General features: G+C 37.7%; 9 protein-coding genes. 7 read left to right on the top strand and 2 right to left on the bottom strand.

All coding sequences use genetic code 11. The annotated features are described in order from the left end of the window. Positions 1–171 precede the first annotated feature (171 nt). Positions 172–1,473, bottom strand: coding sequence for a UDP-N-acetylmuramoyl-tripeptide--D-alanyl-D-alanine ligase (locus tag HDE70_RS23490; protein ID WP_183892009.1), 1,302 nt, complete (start codon positions 1,471–1,473; stop codon positions 172–174). Positions 1,474–1,621: 148 nt separating this feature from the next. Between HDE70_RS23490 and HDE70_RS23485 the strand changes: the two genes are divergently transcribed. From HDE70_RS23485 to HDE70_RS23460, 6 genes are all read left to right on the top strand, one after another. Then, positions 1,622–4,108, top strand: coding sequence for a M14 metallopeptidase family protein (locus tag HDE70_RS23485; RefSeq protein WP_183892008.1), 2,487 nt, complete (start codon positions 1,622–1,624; stop codon positions 4,106–4,108). Between the two features lie 428 nt (positions 4,109–4,536). Then, entirely contained in the window at positions 4,537–7,749 is a 3,213-nt protein-coding gene (locus HDE70_RS23480) for a SusC/RagA family TonB-linked outer membrane protein (RefSeq protein WP_183892007.1), read from the top strand. Between the two features lie 10 nt (positions 7,750–7,759). Next, entirely contained in the window at positions 7,760–9,247 is a 1,488-nt protein-coding gene (locus tag HDE70_RS23475; protein ID WP_183892006.1) for a SusD/RagB family nutrient-binding outer membrane lipoprotein, read from the top strand. A 23-nt stretch (positions 9,248–9,270) separates the two neighbouring features. After that, on the top strand, positions 9,271–9,774 hold the full coding sequence (locus HDE70_RS23470) for a lipid-binding protein (RefSeq protein ID WP_183892005.1): 504 nt from the start codon (positions 9,271–9,273) through the stop codon (positions 9,772–9,774). A gap of 416 nt (positions 9,775–10,190) precedes the next feature. Further along, positions 10,191–13,463: a SusC/RagA family TonB-linked outer membrane protein gene (locus HDE70_RS23465; RefSeq protein ID WP_183892004.1), complete on the top strand. Its 3,273-nt coding sequence runs from the start codon at positions 10,191–10,193 to the stop codon at positions 13,461–13,463. A 12-nt stretch (positions 13,464–13,475) separates the two neighbouring features. Then, positions 13,476–14,957, top strand: a complete 1,482-nt coding sequence (locus HDE70_RS23460; RefSeq protein ID WP_183892003.1) for a SusD/RagB family nutrient-binding outer membrane lipoprotein — start codon at positions 13,476–13,478, stop codon at positions 14,955–14,957. 77 nt (positions 14,958–15,034) lie between these two features. On the opposite strand, the gene HDE70_RS23455 is transcribed toward HDE70_RS23460, so the two are convergent. Continuing rightward, positions 15,035–15,934 (bottom strand): LD-carboxypeptidase, encoded by a 900-nt coding sequence (locus HDE70_RS23455; protein ID WP_183892002.1) that lies wholly within the window; start codon positions 15,932–15,934, stop codon positions 15,035–15,037. Positions 15,935–16,529: 595 nt separating this feature from the next. Here HDE70_RS23455 and HDE70_RS23450 point away from each other — a divergent pair. Next, the gene (locus HDE70_RS23450) at positions 16,530–19,583 is read left to right on the top strand and encodes a SusC/RagA family TonB-linked outer membrane protein (RefSeq protein WP_183892001.1); all 3,054 of its coding nucleotides are present in this window, start codon (positions 16,530–16,532) and stop codon (positions 19,581–19,583) included. Positions 19,584–19,595: the final 12 nt, after the last annotated feature.

Below are 19,595 nucleotides of genomic sequence, written 5' to 3'. Positions count from 1 at the left end.
TTGCAGTACTGTAGGGATTGTGTTGCAGTTTGAAGCGGCACTAAAGCGGCGTTGAACCGGTATTGAGCCGGCCTGGGCTACTTCAATACCGGTTCAATGGCGGGCTAAACTGCAACACAACCTATCTGCAACCTCTACAAAATCTGATTTTAATATAATCTTGTTATTGATTTATAAGATGGGCAATAATTGCTCCAAAGCCATACCTCTTGAACCTTTCAATAAAACAAGGCTCTCTGTTATAGGGTTCGCTTTTAACCAGGCTTCAGCCTCCTTCGGCGTATTAAAAAACAGACCTTTAAACGTGTCTTTTAATGCATAAAAATGCTTACCGATTAAAATGACAGTATCTAATCCTGATTTTTCGGCTAAAGCGGCTATTAAATGATGTTGCTGTTCAGTTTCCGGCCCTAGTTCAAACATATCGCCAATAATAGCAACTTTGTTTTTGGCTTCCAGAATAGAGATATTGCCCAGCGCTGCGGTCATACTGCTTGGATTGGCATTATAGAAATCACAAATAACCGTATTGGTCGCCGTTTTAGTCAATTGTGAACGGTTATTATTCGGAAAATATGATGTTAAACCTTCATTGATCTGATCCGGACTAAGCTCAAAGAAAGACGCAATACAAATTGCGGCCAGGATATTTTCGAAATTATAAGCTCCTGTCAGGTTTGCCTTAACTTTAAATGCTTCTGCCTGTTTTTTCCAGCTCAGTTCAATCAGCGGATCTGATTTCAAGAGTTGCCCGGTCACAGAATTCTCTCCTTCGGTTCCGTAATAAACCAGGTGAGTTAATCCGGCAACACCGCTCATTTCCATAATGTATGGATTGTCTCTGTTGATGAAGGCAATTCCCGCTGTATTTTTAAGGTAGGTGAATAACTCAGCTTTCCCTTTTTTCACGCCTTCAAAGCCACCAAATCCATCCAAATGAGCCATTCCAATATTGGTAATCATCCCATGAGTAGGCTGAGCAATTGTACATAGAAATTCAATTTCTTTTTGATGATTGGCCCCCATTTCGATCACCGCTATTTCTGTACCGGGAGCAATAGCTAAAATTGATAAAGGAACGCCAATATGATTATTCAGGTTACCTCTTGTAGCAAAGGTTTTATATTTTTCACTGAGTACAGCATTGATCAGTTCTTTCGTTGTTGTTTTTCCATTACTGCCTGTTAAACCAATAATGGGGATATGAAGCTTTGTACGGTGGTGACGGGCTAAATCCTGCAAAGCAGTTAACACATCCTCAACCAATAAACAGGAATCATTAATCTGATATTCCGCATTGTCTATAATTGCATAGGCAGCACCCTGTTTTAAAGCTTCTGCTGCAAAGGTATTCGCATCGAAGTGTTCTCCTTTGAGTGCGAAGAACAAACAGCCTGCGCTAATATTCCTGGTGTCGGTACAGATAACCGGGTTTGACAGGTAATGCTGATAAATAGATTCAATTTGGGACATGGCGTAGGTTGTTGTAGTAATTGGTCGTAAAATTACATTATGGATTACAAACAAAAAATATTCTTTAGTACTTTGGTGTTAAGAAATCGTTTAAATTTAAACAACCTCCAAATTAACTTATTATTAATAACCTGAATAAACTGGCCTGATGAAGAAAATTACGCTCTTATTTTTATCATTATTCATTTGCTTAACGGCTATTCAGGCGCAGATAAAATCTCCGGATACATTTTTAGGTTATCCACTAGGCACAAGGTTTACTCCACATTATCAAATTCTGGCTTATTTTAAATACCTGGCTGGAGCAGATAATAATATCAAAATCGTCAATTATGGCAAGACTTATGAGAATCGTGAATTATTAGTGGCTGTAGTCTCCTCAAAAGAGAACATGAGTAATCTTGAACAGCTTAGAAAGAATAATTTAAGTTTGAGTAAGGCAGAAGCAGGAGCACTCAATCTTAATAAACAGCCGGCTGTTTTGTGGTTAAGCTATAATGTACATGGAAATGAAGCCAGTTCATCAGAAACGGCAATGAAAATGCTGTACACTTTAGCTGAAGGGGTAAACCGGCAAACAAAAGACTGGCTGAAAAATACGATAGTTATCATTGATCCCTGTCTGAACCCTGATGGAAGAGAAAGGTATATTAATTATTATACAAGTGTGGCAGGTTTGGTCCCTGATGTGAATCCCCTTTCCAGAGAACATATTGAGCCATGGCCAGGAGGTCGCCCTAATCATTATTATTTTGATCTTAACAGGGACTGGGCCTGGCAATCGCAAGTTGAAACGCAACAGCGTCTGGTTTTATATCATCAGTGGATGCCTGAAGTACATATAGATTTTCATGAACAAAGTTATAATGAACCCTATTATTTTGCACCTGCTGCGGAACCGGTACATCAGGATATCACAGCTTTTCAACGCGAATTTCAAGTTATAGCAGGGAAAAATAACGCCAGATATTTCGATAAAAATGGGTGGCAATATTTTACAAAAGAGCGGTTCGATCTGTTATATCCTTCTTATGGGGATACTTATCCCTTATATAACGGTGCAATTGGAATGACTTACGAGCAAGGTGGGATTGGTGCTGGCTTAGCTGTTGTGACCGCTAGTGGCGACTCTTTAACTTTAAAGGACAGGATCAATCATCACCTGACAACAGGGCTGGCTACACTGGAAACGGTCTCTGATAATTCCTATAAGCTGGTTGCGGAGTTTAAAAAATATTTTACACAAGCCGTTGCTTATCCTCCTGGCACTTATAAAACCTATGTGGTGAAAGCAGATAACCAAAGCAGAATGAAAAAAATGGCTGCCTTGTTAACAAAAAATAATATCAAATATGCTTTTGGTGGTGATAAAACAATTGCAGGGTTTAATTTCGGGACAAAAAAGACGGCACTTTTCAGGTTGGGCAGGAATGATATGGTAATTAGCCTTAAACAACCAGCGTCTGTTTTAGCTAACGTGCTTTTTGAGCCTCAAACAATTGTAACGGATTCAAATACCTATGATATTACTGCCTGGGCATTACCTTATGCTTATGGTTTGAATGCTTTTGGGTGTAAAGAGGTATTTGTTGGTGAGTTCCCTGAACCCGAACTTCGAAAAGATAGTGTGCAAACACTGGTAAAGCCATATGGATGGGTTTTATCGTGGGATGCTGTGGAGGATGCTCAGATTTTAATCGCATTGCACAGGGCAAATATTAAGGTGCGTATTGCTGAACAAGCCTTTACTGTAGGAGGAAAGGTTCGCCAGGCAGGGTCATTATTGGTTTACAGATCTGAAAATGAGAAACTAAATAAGTTTATTGAAGAGGATATAGCTGCGCTTTCTAAAAAATACCGTAAACCCTTCTTTGCCATTGCTGGCAGTTATGTAGAGAAGGGAAAAGATTTGGGTTCTTCTGCTTATCCATTACTTCCTGTACCTAAAGTTGCGATGGTTGCCGGTCAGGACATTTCTGCTCAGAGTGTTGGAGAGGTCTGGCACTTTTTTGAACAGGAATTGAATTATCCATTGAATATTATATCCGAACAAAGTATTGGAAGCCTGAATCTGGCAACGACCAATGTCCTGATTTTGCCTGACGGATCTTATATGCGCAGAAATATGGAAAAATTAGAAGATTGGATTAACCTTGGTGGTAAGGTGATTCTTTTGGAAGATGCAATTTCAAGTGTAGCAGGCATCAAACCTTTTGAGATCAGAAAAAAGGAGTTTCCCACTGCTACGGCAAAAGAAGGGTTTTTTCGGAATTATAATGAAAAGGATAGAGATAATGCCGCAGATGCTATTCCGGGAGCTATTTATAAAGTTACCCTGGATAAGAGCCACCCTTTTTCCATAGGGCTGGGCGAAGTCTATTATACTTTGAAAACGGATGACAAGATTTATGAACCTTTACAAAAAGGCTGGAATGTTGGCGTGCTGAAACAGGATGCATATGTCACTGGAATTGCTGGTAAAAATGTACAGGAGAAATTAACACAGGGGATGTTATTTGGGGTGCAGCCCTCCGGTAAAGGAAATATTATCTATCTCTCTTGTAATTTAACATTTCGTTCGTTTTGGGAAAGTGGTAAGCAGCTTTTTGCTAATACTATATTTCTTGTGTTTTAGCAATAGAATAAGGTTTTTAATTAATATTTTGTTTTTTAGTGCATTTTCGATAGTTTATTTTGTTAAGTATTAGATGTTTAACCATTTGTTTGTAGTCCCATAAGGATTAGTCATAGAAAAGTCATAATTGTGTATCGTTTTAGCAAAAACAGTAACGAGAATCTTCTATGATCTATATTAGAGCTACAATTAATTAACTGAACATAAACATAAATTACGAAAACCTAATGAAAGAGTCTTTAAATGCTTATTCATTCTTGCGCGTTGAAGAAAGTTAAGAACGCTCAAATCCAAAACAAAAGCTATTATTTAAACTTTGCCTGATGATGGCTTGAGTATTAAATAACCGGCCTATCCTATTTATTTAAATGCTTTCATATCCTGATCGCATTCCTAACAATTTGAACCATTATTTAATTAAATTATTTATGAAAAAACTTATACTAAGTTTATTCGTATTCTTATCTGTTGCAGGAGTAGCTGTGGCACAAGAACGAACAATAACTGGTACAGTAACATCGCAGGAGGATAAATTACCTATCCCGGGTGTTAGTGTGAAATTAGTAGGAGCTCCGGGTGGAGCTGTTACCGGGGCTGATGGTAAATTTGCCGTTAAAGCACCTTCTTCTGTTAAATCGTTGCAGTTTTCATTTATTGGATATGCAACCCAGATTGTACCACTAACATCTTCATCAACTGTAAATATTTCGCTGGCAAGCGACAGTAAAGGATTAAATGAAGTGGTTGTTACAGCTCTTGGACTATCAAGAGAGCGCAAAACTTTAGGTTATTCTTCAACTCAGGTTAGTTCAGAAGAAATCAACAGGGCAGCACCTACGAATCTTGCAGCAGGTTTGCAGGGTAAAATTGCAGGTGTTGATATCTCTAATACTTCAGGCTCACCTGGTGGATCGAGTAAAGTTATCTTGCGTGGATTCGCATCAATTGGAGGTAATAATCAACCATTATATGTCGTAGATGGTGTGCCGATTAACAATTCACGTCCGGGAGGAGAATCTCCGGTTGGAAGTATTGGTGATCTGTCAGATAATTATGATTTTGGAAACGCAGCAAATGATATCAATCCAAATGATATTGAAAGTATCAGTATTCTAAAAGGAGCTGCGGCAAGTTCACTTTATGGTTCACGTGCATCAAGCGGTGTTATTCTAATTACAACTAAAAAAGGTCAGAGTGGAAAATTAAAAATCAATTTCTCTACGGCAGCATCTTTTACCCAGGTTTCGATCGTTCCTGATATGCAGGATAAATACGGACAAGGCTGGAATAAAACTGACTATATCGCAGAAAACGGAAGCTGGGGACCAAAATTAGATGGTATGGAAAGGGGCTGGGGATCAATTGTTGATGGTGTTCAGCAAAAACAGCCATTCTCTGCTATTAAAAACAATTTCAGAGATGCTTTTGATACAGGTAAAGAGTTTAACAATACTTTGTCATTTAGCGGTGGAAATGATAACTCTACCTTTAATGTATCTTATGGTAATGTTTATAGTGATGGAATTTTGCCAGGTAAAAATGATACTTATAAAAGGAATTCACTTACACTGGGTGGCTCAACGAAATATAAAGCGTTGACGATATCAGGTTCTGCAAATTATATCGGTAAAAACTCAAGATTTGTTCAAACAGGTCAGTCCACATCAGGTATTGGTTCTTCTTTTTATGAAGATGTTTTACAGATTCCTGTAAATTACCCTATCAAAAGCTTTAAAGACTATACTGCGAAATACAATAATGTAAATGATTACTTTTCTCCATTCTCTCAAAATCCATATTATTCAGTAAATGAGAACGGATCAATTTTCAAAAGTGACCGTCTTTATGGAAATGTGGACATCAAAGTAAAAGCTTCAGACTGGCTGACTTTACAATTCCAGCAGGGAGCTGATTTAAATAACATCAGTGATAAACTTTTCAATGCAAAAAACAATCCTGTTGCAGGAAGCTGGGCAGGCGGAGGAAACGACGAAGGGTATAACAGACAAGCGAGCGTAGGTAATGTTGTGGAAGGAGCTGAAAGATATTTTGAGTACGATTCTAAATTAAATGCACTGTTTTCTAAAAAAATTAGCAGTGATTTTGATATCAATGGTCTTGTGGGTATGAACTTTAATGACCGTGGATCAAGAGCTTTATATACTGGTATTGAAAATCTGGCTATTCCGGGATTTTATAATATCAACAATACGGCGAATGACCCTACCTCAACCAATACTGAATCACACAGAAGAATTTTCGGTATGTATGCTTCGGCAGCAATTGGCTACAAAGGTTATGCTTATTTAACATTGAATGCACGTAATGACTGGAGTTCAACACTTCCTACTGCATCAAACAGTTTCTTTTATCCGGGAGCTAACTTAGCTGTAGTCTTATCTCAGGCATTTGATTTGTCAAATGCTAAAATCAGCTTGTTGAAATTAAGAGCGGCGTATGGCCAGACTGGTAGTGATACAGATCCATACAGAATCTATAATACACTGACAAGAGCAAGCATTCCTTTAGGTTATGGAAACATTATCTTTCCTATTGGGGGTGTACCAGGATACTCGATCTCCAATACTTTGAATAATCAGAATTTAAAACCTGAAAAAAGTACAGAAACTGAGTTAGGTGGTGAGATCAAGTTTTTCGATAATCGTTTAGGAATTGATGTAAGTTATTATAACCGTGTAACCAATAATCAGATTCTACCAATTGATGTTTCTCCATCTACAGGTTATATTGCCAGAGTTGTAAATTTTGGTAAGGTTAGAAACAGAGGTGTTGAGATTGCAGTTACAGGGATTCCTGTAAAAACTCAGGACATTAACTGGGAACTTGGTTATACCTTCAGCAAAAACAGAAACGTTGTTTTGGAATTGCCAGATGGATTGGCCTCAGTAGATCTTAACTCAGCTTATGATGCTAAATTTGTGGCTAAAGTTGGAAGACCATTAGGTGTTTTTGAAGCTCCTGTTCAAAGCTTTGATCCTCAGGGAAGAGTAATTGTATCAGATAGAGGTTATCCTATTGTATCAGGCACAAATGGTGAATATGGTACTTCACAACGTGATTTTGTGATGGGCTTTACCAACAGATTTACTTATAAAGACTTTACATTCTCCTTTACTTTAGATTATAGAAAAGGTGGTGTCTTCTATTCAGGTACCGCAGATTTGTTAAACTTTGTGGGTAATGATCCTAAAACGCTTTATAACGACAGACGTACCATGATTATTCCAAATTCAGTAAAAGCTGTTACTGGTGCGAACGGTGCTGTTACTTATGTTGAAAATACAACGCCGATTTCTGAAGCAAACTTCAATTCTTTGTATTATACTACTCAGGGACTTGCAACTGCTTATCAGAACAGGATTTTGGACAAAACGTTCTTAAAAGTAAGAGATATCACGTTCTCATATGCTTTACCTAAAGGTGTAGCTAAGAAAATTGGTTCTGAAAGAGCAACCATTACTGCTTACGGAAGAAACATGTTTACTTGGTTACCTAAAGGGAATCGTTCTATTGACCCGGAAGTATCAAACTTGGGTAATGATCTTGCAAGTGAATTCGGTGAATTCAGATCAGGGCCTTCTACCAAGAACTTTGGACTTTCTTTAAACATAACTTTTTAAGCGACCGATCATGAAAAAAATATTTAATAATAAATTAGCAGTGTTTTCTTTGTTAGTCCTTACGCTTGGATGTAAGAAAACATTAGATATAAATCAAAGTCCTAATAATCCACCCATTGAATCTGCTACAATGGAGGTGTTATTCCCTTCGGCTGTAATGTCCACTGCGAGCAGGGTTGGTGGAGATCTGTCTATTGTCGGCGGTATGTGGGCACAATTCTGGACACAAAATAATAACTCAAGCCAGTTCAGAACTGTCGATGTTTATGATTTGCCGAGTGCTTCTCAATATGTAGATGGTCCATATAGTGCGCTTTTCTCTGGAGGATTATTCGATTATTCACTAGGTTTGTCTAAAGCTGCTGAAGCTAAAAACTGGAGATATAATTTGATGTATACTGTAATGAAAGCATATACTTATGAAGTTCTGGTTGATTTATATGATAAGGTTCCCTATACAGAAGCTTTCCAGATCAATACAATTCTTCAGCCTAAGTTTGATGATGGATATACGATTTACCAGGGCTTAATTAAAGAAATCGATGCTGCACTGGCTAAAGATTATAAGACTGGCCCATGGACTGCAGAGCAGAAAGCTACAGATTTTGTTTTCGGAAAAACGGCAGCACAGTTTGATAACTGGGAAAAATTTGCCAATACTTTAAAGTTAAAGATGTATCTGCGTATGGTGAATGCAAAACCAGCTGAGGCCGAAGCAGGAATCAGAGCATTATATGCGGCTAACGCTAAGTTTTTAGATGTTCCGGCGCAGGTTGATCTTTTTGTTTCCTCTCCAAATAAGAGTAATCCTTTTTATGAGTACAACTTTAGAAGGTTAAATACACCGGATAACTTAAAAGCAAGTGCAACTTTTACAAGTTGGTTAGATGCGAATGCTGACCCAAGAGCTGAGGCTTACTTTGGGGTTGAGAATCCTGTACCTTCAATTAATCAGGGTGATTATCTTGGAGGCCCTGCGCATCCAGAGTATAATGATGCTGTAAATGTTGTCGTAAATGCAACGGACCCGGTTCCTTTTATCTCTCTTGCTGAATCATATTTTATGCAAGCGGAGGTATCAGAACGCTATTTTGGTGGAGCAAATGCATTAACTCTGTATAATCAGGGTGTTGCAGCAGCCTTTGCACAAGTCGGTATTACTCCTGATGCGACTATTTTAGCTACTTATGCTTATCCGGCAACTGGTAACTTTGAAACTAAATTAGAAGCTATTATTACTCAGAAATGGGCATCGTTCTTTGGTTCTCATGGATTAGAAGCATTTTTTGAGCAGAACCGTACTGGCTACCCAAAAACAAGTACAATCTATTCTGATGAGCCTGGTTATATTCCAGGTCAGATTGTATATACTCCAAATGGGGTAACCGGAGAGGGAAATTTCCCAAGACGTTTCGTTTTTCCGGATAGTGAGGTGAGGAGAAATACAAATACACCTGCGAAAGTTCCATTGACCACGAAAGTTTGGTGGGGTAAATAGTTTATTTTAATTAACAGAAGAACATGAAAAAAAATATTATAATAAATACTGTGGTAATGGCATTGCTGGTATTATTCTCTTCCTCTTGTAAAAAAGATCAGGAAATTGGTGGTACAGCTGTGCAGAATCTTGCAGGAGACTGGTACGTTAAAGTTAACGGGACTGGTCCTTATATAACCTTATCCACTTATAATACCGCTGCAAATTTAAGTACTGAAATGTGGCTTCAGTCTACAGGTCTTAAATCTGGTACTGTTGCGCTTGGTGTGAAGGGTAAGGTGGCCGTAGATGCAAATGCTCAAACGTTTACAGGAACAAATGTTGCGAATGTAGCATCTACAAGTACCACTATTCCAACTTTTAACGTTGCAAATGGAAAAGTGGTTTCAAACGGGACTACCGGACCTGTTTCTAAAACACCAACAGATTTAATTTCACTTGATATTACGATTAACGGTGTTACCTATAAAGTTGAAGGTTTCCATAAAACCGGATTCCAGGTAGATGATCCTGCTAATATGAAATAGCAAAAGATTATATAATTATTATATTAAGGCTGTCTCTTATTTGAGGCAGCCTTTTTTATTTTAAACTTTTAGAACCAGGAGGTGTAGAGTTTTTCTGAGATTGTCAGGAAACGAAATAAGCGGATAATCAGGTCCGTCTGTTAACTTGTTATCTTAAGTAAATTGTGCTGTGGGTTATAAGTGTTTTTCGAAACTTAAAATCTGGTAATCAAAACCTTCTTTATTGTTTTTAATGCGGTAATTCGACTGTCAAAAAGTGCGTTTTCTACTATGAATAAACCTTTTATTCAAAAAATTAGATATCATATGATTTTTATGTTACAACACTCAAAATTAGAGTGGAAAAATAAAAATCATAATATTTTAGGTTATATTAGATCCTTATTAACTTATTAACAACCTATAATTAATTCTTTATGAAAAAACTTATACTAAGTTTGGTCATGTTCTTATGCGTTGCAGTAGCTGCAATGGCGCAGGACAGAACAATAACTGGTACTGTGACAGGGAAGGATGACGGGCAACCCATTCCTGGTGTCAGTGTAAAAATCAGAGGAGCTCAAGGTGGAGCTCAATCTGGATCTGACGGAAAGTACGCAATCAAAGTTCCGGCAGGAGCGACAGGCCTTGAATTCAGCTCACTAGGCTATCTTAATCAATTTGTTGAAATTAAAGCTGGTAATGTAATTAGTGTTAGCCTTGCAGCTGATACGAAATCATTAAGTGAAGTCGTTGTTACAGCAAACTCGATCAAGAGAGAAAAGAGAACATTAGGTTATTCTGCGCCAACTATCAAAAACGATGAATTAACATCGGGCGGGAATCCAAGTGCAATTACTTCTTTAACTGGTAAAGTAGCTGGGGTAAACATTACTTCAAGTTCCAATACTCCTGGTAGTTCATCCCGTATCGTTCTTCGTGGTGGATCTTCGATTAATGGAAATAACCAGGCGCTGATTGTTATTGATGGTGTACCTGTCGATAACTCCAGTATTACTGGCGGTAGTGCAGCTGGTAGTGGTGATGACAGATCAAGTGTTGACTTTGGTAACAGGGGAAATGATATTGCTCCTGATGACATCGCTTCGGTAACGGTATTAAAAGGCCCGGCTGCGGCAGCTCTTTATGGAGCGCGTGCATCTAACGGTGCCTTGATTATCACTACAAAAAGTGGTACTAAAGGTGCTGATAAAACTTCTATTACTTTTAACACTTCCAATACCTTCTCTTCAATTTTAAAATTGCCTAAATTCCAGAATCAATATGGACAAGGTTATTATGCAACTGATGAAGATGGTAATCCTTTGGTTACTAATGGTGTTCAGCAGTATGTGAATGATCCAAGAGAAAATGGTAGCTGGGGAGCTCCTTTTACAGGAACTGTTCAACCTTGGGGACAACAAATTGATGGTGTCCGTCAACAGAAACCCTATTCAGCAGTTAAAGATAACGTTAGAGATTTCTTTAAAACAGGATTTGCAACAGATAACAACCTGAGTTTCTCTGGTGGTTCTGATAAATCTACTTTCTATTTAGGTTTAAATTCATTGAATTCTACTGGAGTTTTCCCTGGAAAAAGTAATGACTATAATAAGTATGGTGTAAGGTTTAATGGTAACACTGACTTCAGCAATAAATTTTCAGCTGGTGTTAACTTCAATTATACCAATGTAGCCAGTACCAATATTGGTGGTGGACAAGGTGGTTCTTCAGTATTGAATAACGTATATCAAACGCCAAGAGATATTGATTTGAGTAGCTTGAAAGATTTGAGCAACAAATATAATGGTTATGGCTATACAGGTGCAGATGGAGTAATCCATGACAATATGTATGGTTATTACGGTGCTTATACGCTGAATCCATATTATGTTTTACAAAGTTTTCAAAATACTGATAACATTAGCCGTGTAACAGGAAATTTCAATATTGGTTATAAGCCTACAAGCTGGTTAGATGTAAAAGAAAGAGTTGGTGTTGATACTTATTCAGACCGACGCAGATTGATCGCTCCAAAATATAGCTTTATTCCAGCCGATTCTGGTAATATGTATGATCCGGATGCTAATAAAGTAACAAATGTTGGATCTTATGAAATTGACCAGTTTAACGTTACTGAATTTGTACATGATTTAATGGTTACAGCGCGTCATAAATTCAATGATGATTTTGAAGGATCTTTAATGTTGGGTAATAATATCCGTCAGAGATCAAGTAATATAAATCAAACAGCAACAAATAAAGGTTCTGGTTTGGTTGTTCCTGAATGGTATAACTTAGGAAATAGCAATGGTCCTGTTAATATTATAACTGACCAGATCAGCAAAAGAAGATTAGTTGGTTTATATGCAGATTTAAACCTTTCGTACAAAAACTTAATTTATTTAGAAGCAACAGCCAGAAATGACTGGTCTTCAACATTGCCTCCGCAAAATAATTCATTCTTCTACCCTAGTGTAAGTGGATCATTTGTTTTCTCTGAATTGTTGAAAGGTTCTTCAGTTTCAAATTACCTGACCTATGGTAAAGTTCGTGCAAGTTACGCTCAGGTTGGTAATGACACTGATCCTTATCAATTGGCTACTAACTATGTTCGTGGAAATATTAATAGTGCTTTTGGAGGTACAACCTTCCCTTTTAACAATGTACCTGGTCTGATGATTGACAATGTTATTGGAAATGCAAACCTTAAACCTGAAAAAACATCTTCTTTTGAGGTGGGTACAGAATTGGGTTTCTTTGATAACCGTTTCTCAGTAGATTTCAGTTATTATAAAAACAAGTCTAAAAATCAAATTTTACCTGTTCCTATTCCTAATTCTACAGGTTATGGTTTTAGTGTGTTAAATGCTGGAGAAATTCAAAATAATGGTGTGGAGTTAAGCTTAAGAGGTACTCCAATAAAAACAACTGATTTCACGTGGGAAGTTTTCGGAACTTACACTAAAAATAATAGTAAAGTTGTTTCACTTTTACCTGGTGTTGATCAGGTTACTATCGGTGGATTTGGTGGAATGGGTATCGTTGCTGCTGTTGGCAGACCTTATGGTGAGTTCTACGGAGTTACTAACCAGACTGATGCTCAAGGCAGAACTATTGTAAGTAAATCAAGCGGTTTACCTCTTCAAACTAAGAGTGCGCAATATTTGGGTAGTTACAATCCAAACTACCAGGCTTCATTGGGAACAACCTTCAAATACAAACAGTTATCATTAAGTGTATTATTTGATACTAAACAAGGTGGTAAATTTTTCTCGAGAACTAAAGATATCTTAAGTTTCTCAGGAGCTGCTGAGATTACAGGTGGAGACAGAATGAATGTTATCTATCCTAACTCTGTTTATATAGAAAACGGTGCTTCGGTTGTGAATACTACTGCAACTTATAACAAACAAGATTATTATACTGGTAGTGTTGCTCCTGGTGTAAATGTAATCGATGCTTCTTACATTAAACTACGTTCTGCAAGTATTGCTTATCAATTTACTAAAGATCAATTAAGACGTAGTCCTTTTGGTGCATTAACTATTGGATTGTACGGTAACAACTTATTCTTATGGACAGCTAAAGAAAACGTATACGCAGATCCTGAGATCAACTCTTCTGGTGCTTCAAATGCACAAGGGTTTGACTTCACTGCGCAGCCATCTGTAAGAAATTATGGTATCAATCTAAAAGTTTCATTTTAAAAATTACTCATTATGAGAGCAAAGCATATATTTAATCCTAAGAAGTTATTACTTCTTGTTTTTATTGGCGTGGTAGGTTTATCAGGCTGTAAAAAATTCTTAGACGTTAACCAGGATCCTAATAAGCCTGGTACTGCGGATCCTAACTTATTGTTGCCAGTTTCTCAGGTTGCTGTGGGTACCGTAGTAGGAAATTATTTCCAGGTTTATGGTAATATCTGGGGTCAATTCTGGACGCAAGGCCCTAGTGCGAGTCAATACAGATCAATTGAGCGTTATAATGACGCAAATACAGCTTTTGATCAGGTGTGGAATCGTATTTATACCAAGGCATTAATTAACGCACAACTAATTATTGATAGTAAAGTGGGTGGTGTTGAGCAAACAAAAGGTATCGCTTATTTAACTAAAGCTTATACTTTCCAGCTTGCGACTGATGCATTTGGTGATATCCCTGTTGGAGATGCCTTGCAAACGAATAATTTATCGCCTAAGTATGTTCCTCAGGCTGCTGTTTATGATAGTATTTTCACTTATATAGATAAAGGAATTGCTTTGATTGGCGTAGCTAATGCAGTTAAGCCTCCAGGGTCGCAGGATGTGGTTTTTCAAGGTGATATGGCACAGTGGAAAGCTTTCGCGAATACTTTAAAACTAAGAGCTTATTTAAGGTTAACTAATATTGATGCTGCTAAAGCGAGTGCAGGTATAGCTGCTTTATATGCAACCAATCCAGTTTTCCTGACTAAGGATGCATCAATTAAATATAGCACTACTGGTGGTAATGATAACCCGCTTTTTAGTGAAATCGTTGGATTAGGCAGACCACAGAATCTTGTGGCGAGTGCAACAGCTGTGAGTCAGTTTGTAGCGAATAATGATCCAAGGGTTGTTCAACTTTATGTTCCAGTTGCAGGAACAACTAATGTTACAAGTTTGGTGCAAGGAACTTTCGCTCAATTTCCAACTGCTGTTGTATCGACTCCTTCTGCTTTGGTAGGTGCAAGTCCTAACAATGCACAATCTGCGCTTGCTCCTGTTAAGTTGATCTCTGCTGCGGAAAGTTACTTCCTGCAAGCAGAAGCTGTAGCAAGAGGATGGGCAACTGGTGATGTTAACGATTTATTTGCAAAAGGAATTAATGCAAGTTTTGTTGCGACCGGAATTACTGATCCTACGATAGCTGCAACTTATATTGCTACTGCAAAAGACGGACAAACTGCTTTAACCGCAGCAGCTTCGACTGAGGCAAAAGTTAAAGCAATTATCGTACAGAAATATTATGCAATGTGTGGATTTCAAGGCTTTGAGGCTTGGAGTGAATATCGCAGAACAGGTTATCCTGACTTCCTGATCATTTCAAAAGCCGCACCTGCGTCAACTACTGTGCCGCCAAGAAGAATGCTTTATCCTAATAGCGAGTCGGTTAGTAACTTAAACTTCCCGGGTACTATAGCACTGAACGTTCCGGTTTGGTGGGGTAAGAAAAATTAAATAAAAGAATTATCCTGTAAAAAAAGCGGCTATCATTTAGATAGCCGCTTTTTTTACAGGATAATTTTTAGTGATATTTATAGATAAGCTAGTTTTACTTCAGCATTGTCCACATTCATTATGGCGGCTCTTCCAACAATTAATGCATTGTTGTCTGGAATATGGCCAACAGGGAAGTTAAAACAGACCGGATAGTCGTATTCCAGGACTATATCCATAATCAGCTCTTCCGGGGTCTGCCCGAAAGGAATTTCCTGTGGTTCGATCTCATTAAAGGCTCCGATAATTAATCCCTTTAAAAGGGCTAATTTCCCGCTGCGTTTCAACATACGTAACATTCTGTCTATAGCATATTCATGTTCGCCAACATCTTCCAGAAATAGAATCTTGCCGGTATAGTCCATTTCTGAAACTGAACCTTGCATAGCGACCAGCAGCGATAAATTTCCACCAATTAAAATTCCTTCTGCCTGGCCGGAGCGGTTTATTGCCGTGCTGGTATAGTTGTAGTGAAGTTCTTCGCCAAACAGGGCTTTTCTCAATGTTTCTAAAGATAGCGGAGTCCCTGCTTCAAATGAAGCGGGCATCTGGCCGTGTATACTTTGGATATGGAATGCAGCCTGGACGTGAGAAAGCAAAGCAGTTGTATCACTGAAGCCAGCTATCCATTTTGGATTTTTGTTGAACGCGGTAAAATCTAATTGATCAATAATCCGGATGCCTCCATATCCTCCCCTGGCGGCAATAATTGCTTTTATATCAGCATCGTCCAAAAATGTTTGCAGATCTGCTGTTCTTAATTCGTCGTCCCCGGCGAATTGAAAGTGGTCTGCATGAATGCTCTTTCCCTGTATTACCTGAAGCCCCCAGCTTTCCAAAAGTGCTATTGCAGGGGCAATAGACTTCTTTAATTTATTTGCAGGACAGACAATAGCAATTTTGTCTCCTTTTTTTAAATGCGAAGGTTGAATGTTCATAGGAAATTGTTAAACGCTTACAAAAGAATATAAATAGTCTTGAATTATGGTAATATAAGCAAACAATTTGCCGGATATTTTGTATCACCAATTCTTGGGTAATTAAGGCACTAAAATGATAAATTGTAACTGTAACTGTTTCTTTACAGTTATATGTGTATTTTCTTTTTTGGTTATTATTATTCTTCTAACATAGTATCTGTTGAATACATTATTTGAAATGCGATAATTTAGATACAAAATCAGTTTTTATGCTTATTAATCGTTTTTTCTAAAAATCATCTGATTGCAATGTTTTCTTCTAAATTCTGGATAACCAGATACTATTAATGAAATAATACCGCAAACGTTACAATTAATTATTTATTGTTGTGTATTTAAGCTTTTAATGTTTTATTGGTTAAATTAAATGTTGTTTTGGCTAATAAAAGTTTCATTATTCGGGTGTTATCAGACGTTAATGATTTATTGTGCAGCACTTTAACGTTTTAGTCATTGTTTTGTCATAATGATTATGTTGACTTATTTTTCAGGTTTTTCTGCCGGTTAATCGGCTATATTGGATTAATTAACTAAACTAAAAACCAAAGATTTTATGAAAAAACTTCTACAAAGTTTGTTCGTAATGATGCTATTTGCAATTTCAGCAATGGCTCAGCAGCGAACCATTACCGGTACTGTTACCGGAAAAGAAGACGGTCTGCCGATACCCGGCGTGAGCGTAAGGGTAAAGGGGACTAAAACCGGGTCACTAACCGGTGCAGCGGGTAAATACTCAATAAGCGTACCTAATAAAGGTTCAGTTGAATTGGTATTCTCATCATTAGGGTATCTCTCTCATACCAGAAACGCAAACTCAGATGTTCTTAATATCACTTTAGAAAGCGATGTTCAATCTTTACAGGATGTCGTTATTACTGGTGCTTACGGTAGTGAGCAGACAAAAAGAACGCAGACAGGATCTATTGGGGTAGTAAAAGCCAAGGATCTTGAAGCTACACCATTGGTATCTATTGATAAAGCTCTGCAAGGACGTGTTGCGGGAGTAATGTCAGTTTCAGGAAACGGGCAGCCAGGATCTAGCCAGGATGTTCGTATTCGTGGTACAAGTTCTGTAAACGCAAGTAATCAGCCATTGTATGTTGTTGATGGGGTTCCTATCAATTCTGGTGATATTTCACGTAATACAACAACAAGTAATACACTTGCAGGACTTAATCCTAATGATATTGAAAGTCTGACTGTTTTGAAAGACGCATCTGCTGCGTCAATTTATGGATCAAGAGCAGCTAACGGTGTCGTTTTAATAACCACAAAAACAGGTAAAGCTGGTAAAACCAGGATCAGAGTTGATGCAGAGTATGGAATCGCAAAATCTGCATTCCTGAGTGGTGTAAACAAACCGCTTAATGCTGCTCAGCTAAGAGAACTAACAGCAGAAGGATTGGTTAATGCAGGAAAAGTAAGTGCAACTCCTATCCCTAATCTTGATGCAGCTTATAATTACTATGATAACACAATTGTTGGGGCCGCAAGACAGGGCGTTGATACAGACTGGCTTGGTTTAGTAACACAAACTGGTAGACAACAACAATATAATATTGCTGCAAACGGTGGGACTGAACAAACTCAATTTAATATATCAGGTGGTTATTTCAAGCAGGAAGGTACAGTAATAGGTTCTGAATTTAACCGTTACTCGGGTGCTGTGAATGTAAGACACAAATACAATGATAGATTATCTTTTGGGATTAATTTAAATGTATCTAATTCAGGTCAAAGTGGCCCTTCAGCAGGTGGAGCCTTTAGAAACCCTGTATTGGCAGCTTATTTTCTGAATCCTTATCAAAGTCCGCGCAATACTGATGGAAGTATTAATAATTCGCCAACAGATTTTACACCTGGAGCGATCTTTAATCCACTGACGGTTATTGAAATGGATAAAAATTCATACAGTGCCCTTAAAGGAATTGGTGGAGCAGATCTTGCCTATAAAATTCTTCCAAACCTGAAATTTACTTCGAAAATTGGTATAGATTACAATGCGCTGGAAGAGGATTCTTATTGGAACCCGACTTATGGTGATGGTAGAAATACAGGAGGTAATTCAGCAAGGTATTATACAAGATATTTTAACTGGGTAGCGACTAACTTATTAAACTACTCAGCAACAATGCTGGGCGATCATTCTTTAGTAGCAAATGTGAGAGCTGGATATGAAGCTCAAAAATCGAGTCGCTATACACTTACTGCAATAACAACAGGTTTACCTGCAAATATTGATCTTAACGTTCCTTCAGCAGGATCTGTTTTAAACACAGCGAATGGCTCAAATGAAGACTATACTTTTGCCTCTATGCTGGCTATAGGAGATATCTCTTATAAAAATAAATACGTTTTACAAGGGAGTTTCAGAAGAGATGGTTCTTCGAGATTCAGTGCTAATAATGCATACGGTAATTTCTGGTCTGTAGGTGCAAGCTGGAATATAGATCAGGAAGATTTTATTAAACAATACAAGTGGATAGATCAGTTTAAAATCAGAACATCTTATGGTGTAAATGGAAATGCTGGTATTGGTAACTATGACTGGAGAGCATTATATGCATTCGGAGGTAGTTATAATTACAGCGGCCTTGGTGGAAGTGCTCCATCTCAGGTAGGAAACCAGAATTTGACATGGGAAGTAAACAAGCCATTTGATATTGGTATTGATCTTGCTTTTTTCAAAAACAGGCTAGCATTTAATGTAGACTATTATTCAAGAAAATCTGAGAAATTATTATTAGACGATCCTTTGTCTCTGACATCTGGTTTCGCTTCTTTCAGCAATAACGTTGGATCAATGAGAAACAGAGGTGTTGAGATTGCTGTTTCGGGAACACCAGTTATAGCAGGTGATTTCAGATGGGATGTGTCATTTAATATCGCCTTTAATAAAAACGTTTTATTGGAGTTGTCTAACGGTCAAAGCAGAGCAATTTCTGGGGTAACAGTAAGAGATATCGGCTCTAACGTTACTACCTGGTTCATGAGAGAATGGGCAGGTGTAGATCCGGCAAATGGTAACCCACTGTGGTATACGGATGCAACTAAAACGGCAACAACAAGCAATTATGGTTCTGCACAACAGGTAAACACTGGAAAACAGGCAGATCCTAAAGGATTTGGAAGTTTAACCAATGGATTTAAATATAAAGGATTTAGTGTAGATGCGATGTTGTATTTTAGCTATGGTAACTATATCAGAGATGCCTGGGCAAATTATACACAGTCAGATGGCGCAAATGCGACATTTAACAGAGTTGCTGCACAAATGGACAGATGGCAGAAGCCAGGAGATGTTACTAACGTTCCAAAATACGTTTATAATAACTCTAACAGTTCTAATGCAGTATCTACAAGATTCTTATATAAAGGTGATTATATTAGATTAAGAGATGTTACTGTAGGCTATGATTTGCCTAAAAAAGCGTTAACTTCTCTTAAAGTTTCAAGTGTAAAAGTTTATGCCAGAGCATCAAACTTGTATACATGGGTAAGAGACAAAAATCTGCCTTATGATCCAGAGTCTTTTGCAACCAGTTCAACAAATTTTACAGTTTATATGCCAAAAACAATTGCTTTTGGAGTAAACGTAGGTTTCTAATTTAAAGGATAA

Origin of the sequence: Pedobacter cryoconitis (genome assembly GCF_014200595.1) — a bacterium.
GTDB classification, from domain to species: Bacteria; Bacteroidota; Bacteroidia; order Sphingobacteriales; family Sphingobacteriaceae; genus Pedobacter; species Pedobacter cryoconitis_C.
Note: the sequence above shows the minus strand (reverse complement) of the source record. Positions and strands in the feature narration are given on the sequence as shown.

Coding starts and splice junctions, on each gene's coding strand:
- HDE70_RS23470 (WP_183892005.1), top strand. CDS start 9,271: ATGAAAAAAAATATTATAATAAATACTGTGGTAATGGCATTGCTGGTA.
- HDE70_RS23490 (WP_183892009.1), bottom strand. CDS start 1,473: ATGTCCCAAATTGAATCTATTTATCAGCATTACCTGTCAAACCCGGTT.
- HDE70_RS23475 (WP_183892006.1), top strand. CDS start 7,760: ATGAAAAAAATATTTAATAATAAATTAGCAGTGTTTTCTTTGTTAGTC.
- HDE70_RS23480 (WP_183892007.1), top strand. CDS start 4,537: ATGAAAAAACTTATACTAAGTTTATTCGTATTCTTATCTGTTGCAGGA.
- HDE70_RS23485 (WP_183892008.1), top strand. CDS start 1,622: ATGAAGAAAATTACGCTCTTATTTTTATCATTATTCATTTGCTTAACG.
- HDE70_RS23460 (WP_183892003.1), top strand. CDS start 13,476: ATGAGAGCAAAGCATATATTTAATCCTAAGAAGTTATTACTTCTTGTT.
- HDE70_RS23455 (WP_183892002.1), bottom strand. CDS start 15,934: ATGAACATTCAACCTTCGCATTTAAAAAAAGGAGACAAAATTGCTATT.
- HDE70_RS23450 (WP_183892001.1), top strand. CDS start 16,530: ATGAAAAAACTTCTACAAAGTTTGTTCGTAATGATGCTATTTGCAATT.
- HDE70_RS23465 (WP_183892004.1), top strand. CDS start 10,191: ATGAAAAAACTTATACTAAGTTTGGTCATGTTCTTATGCGTTGCAGTA.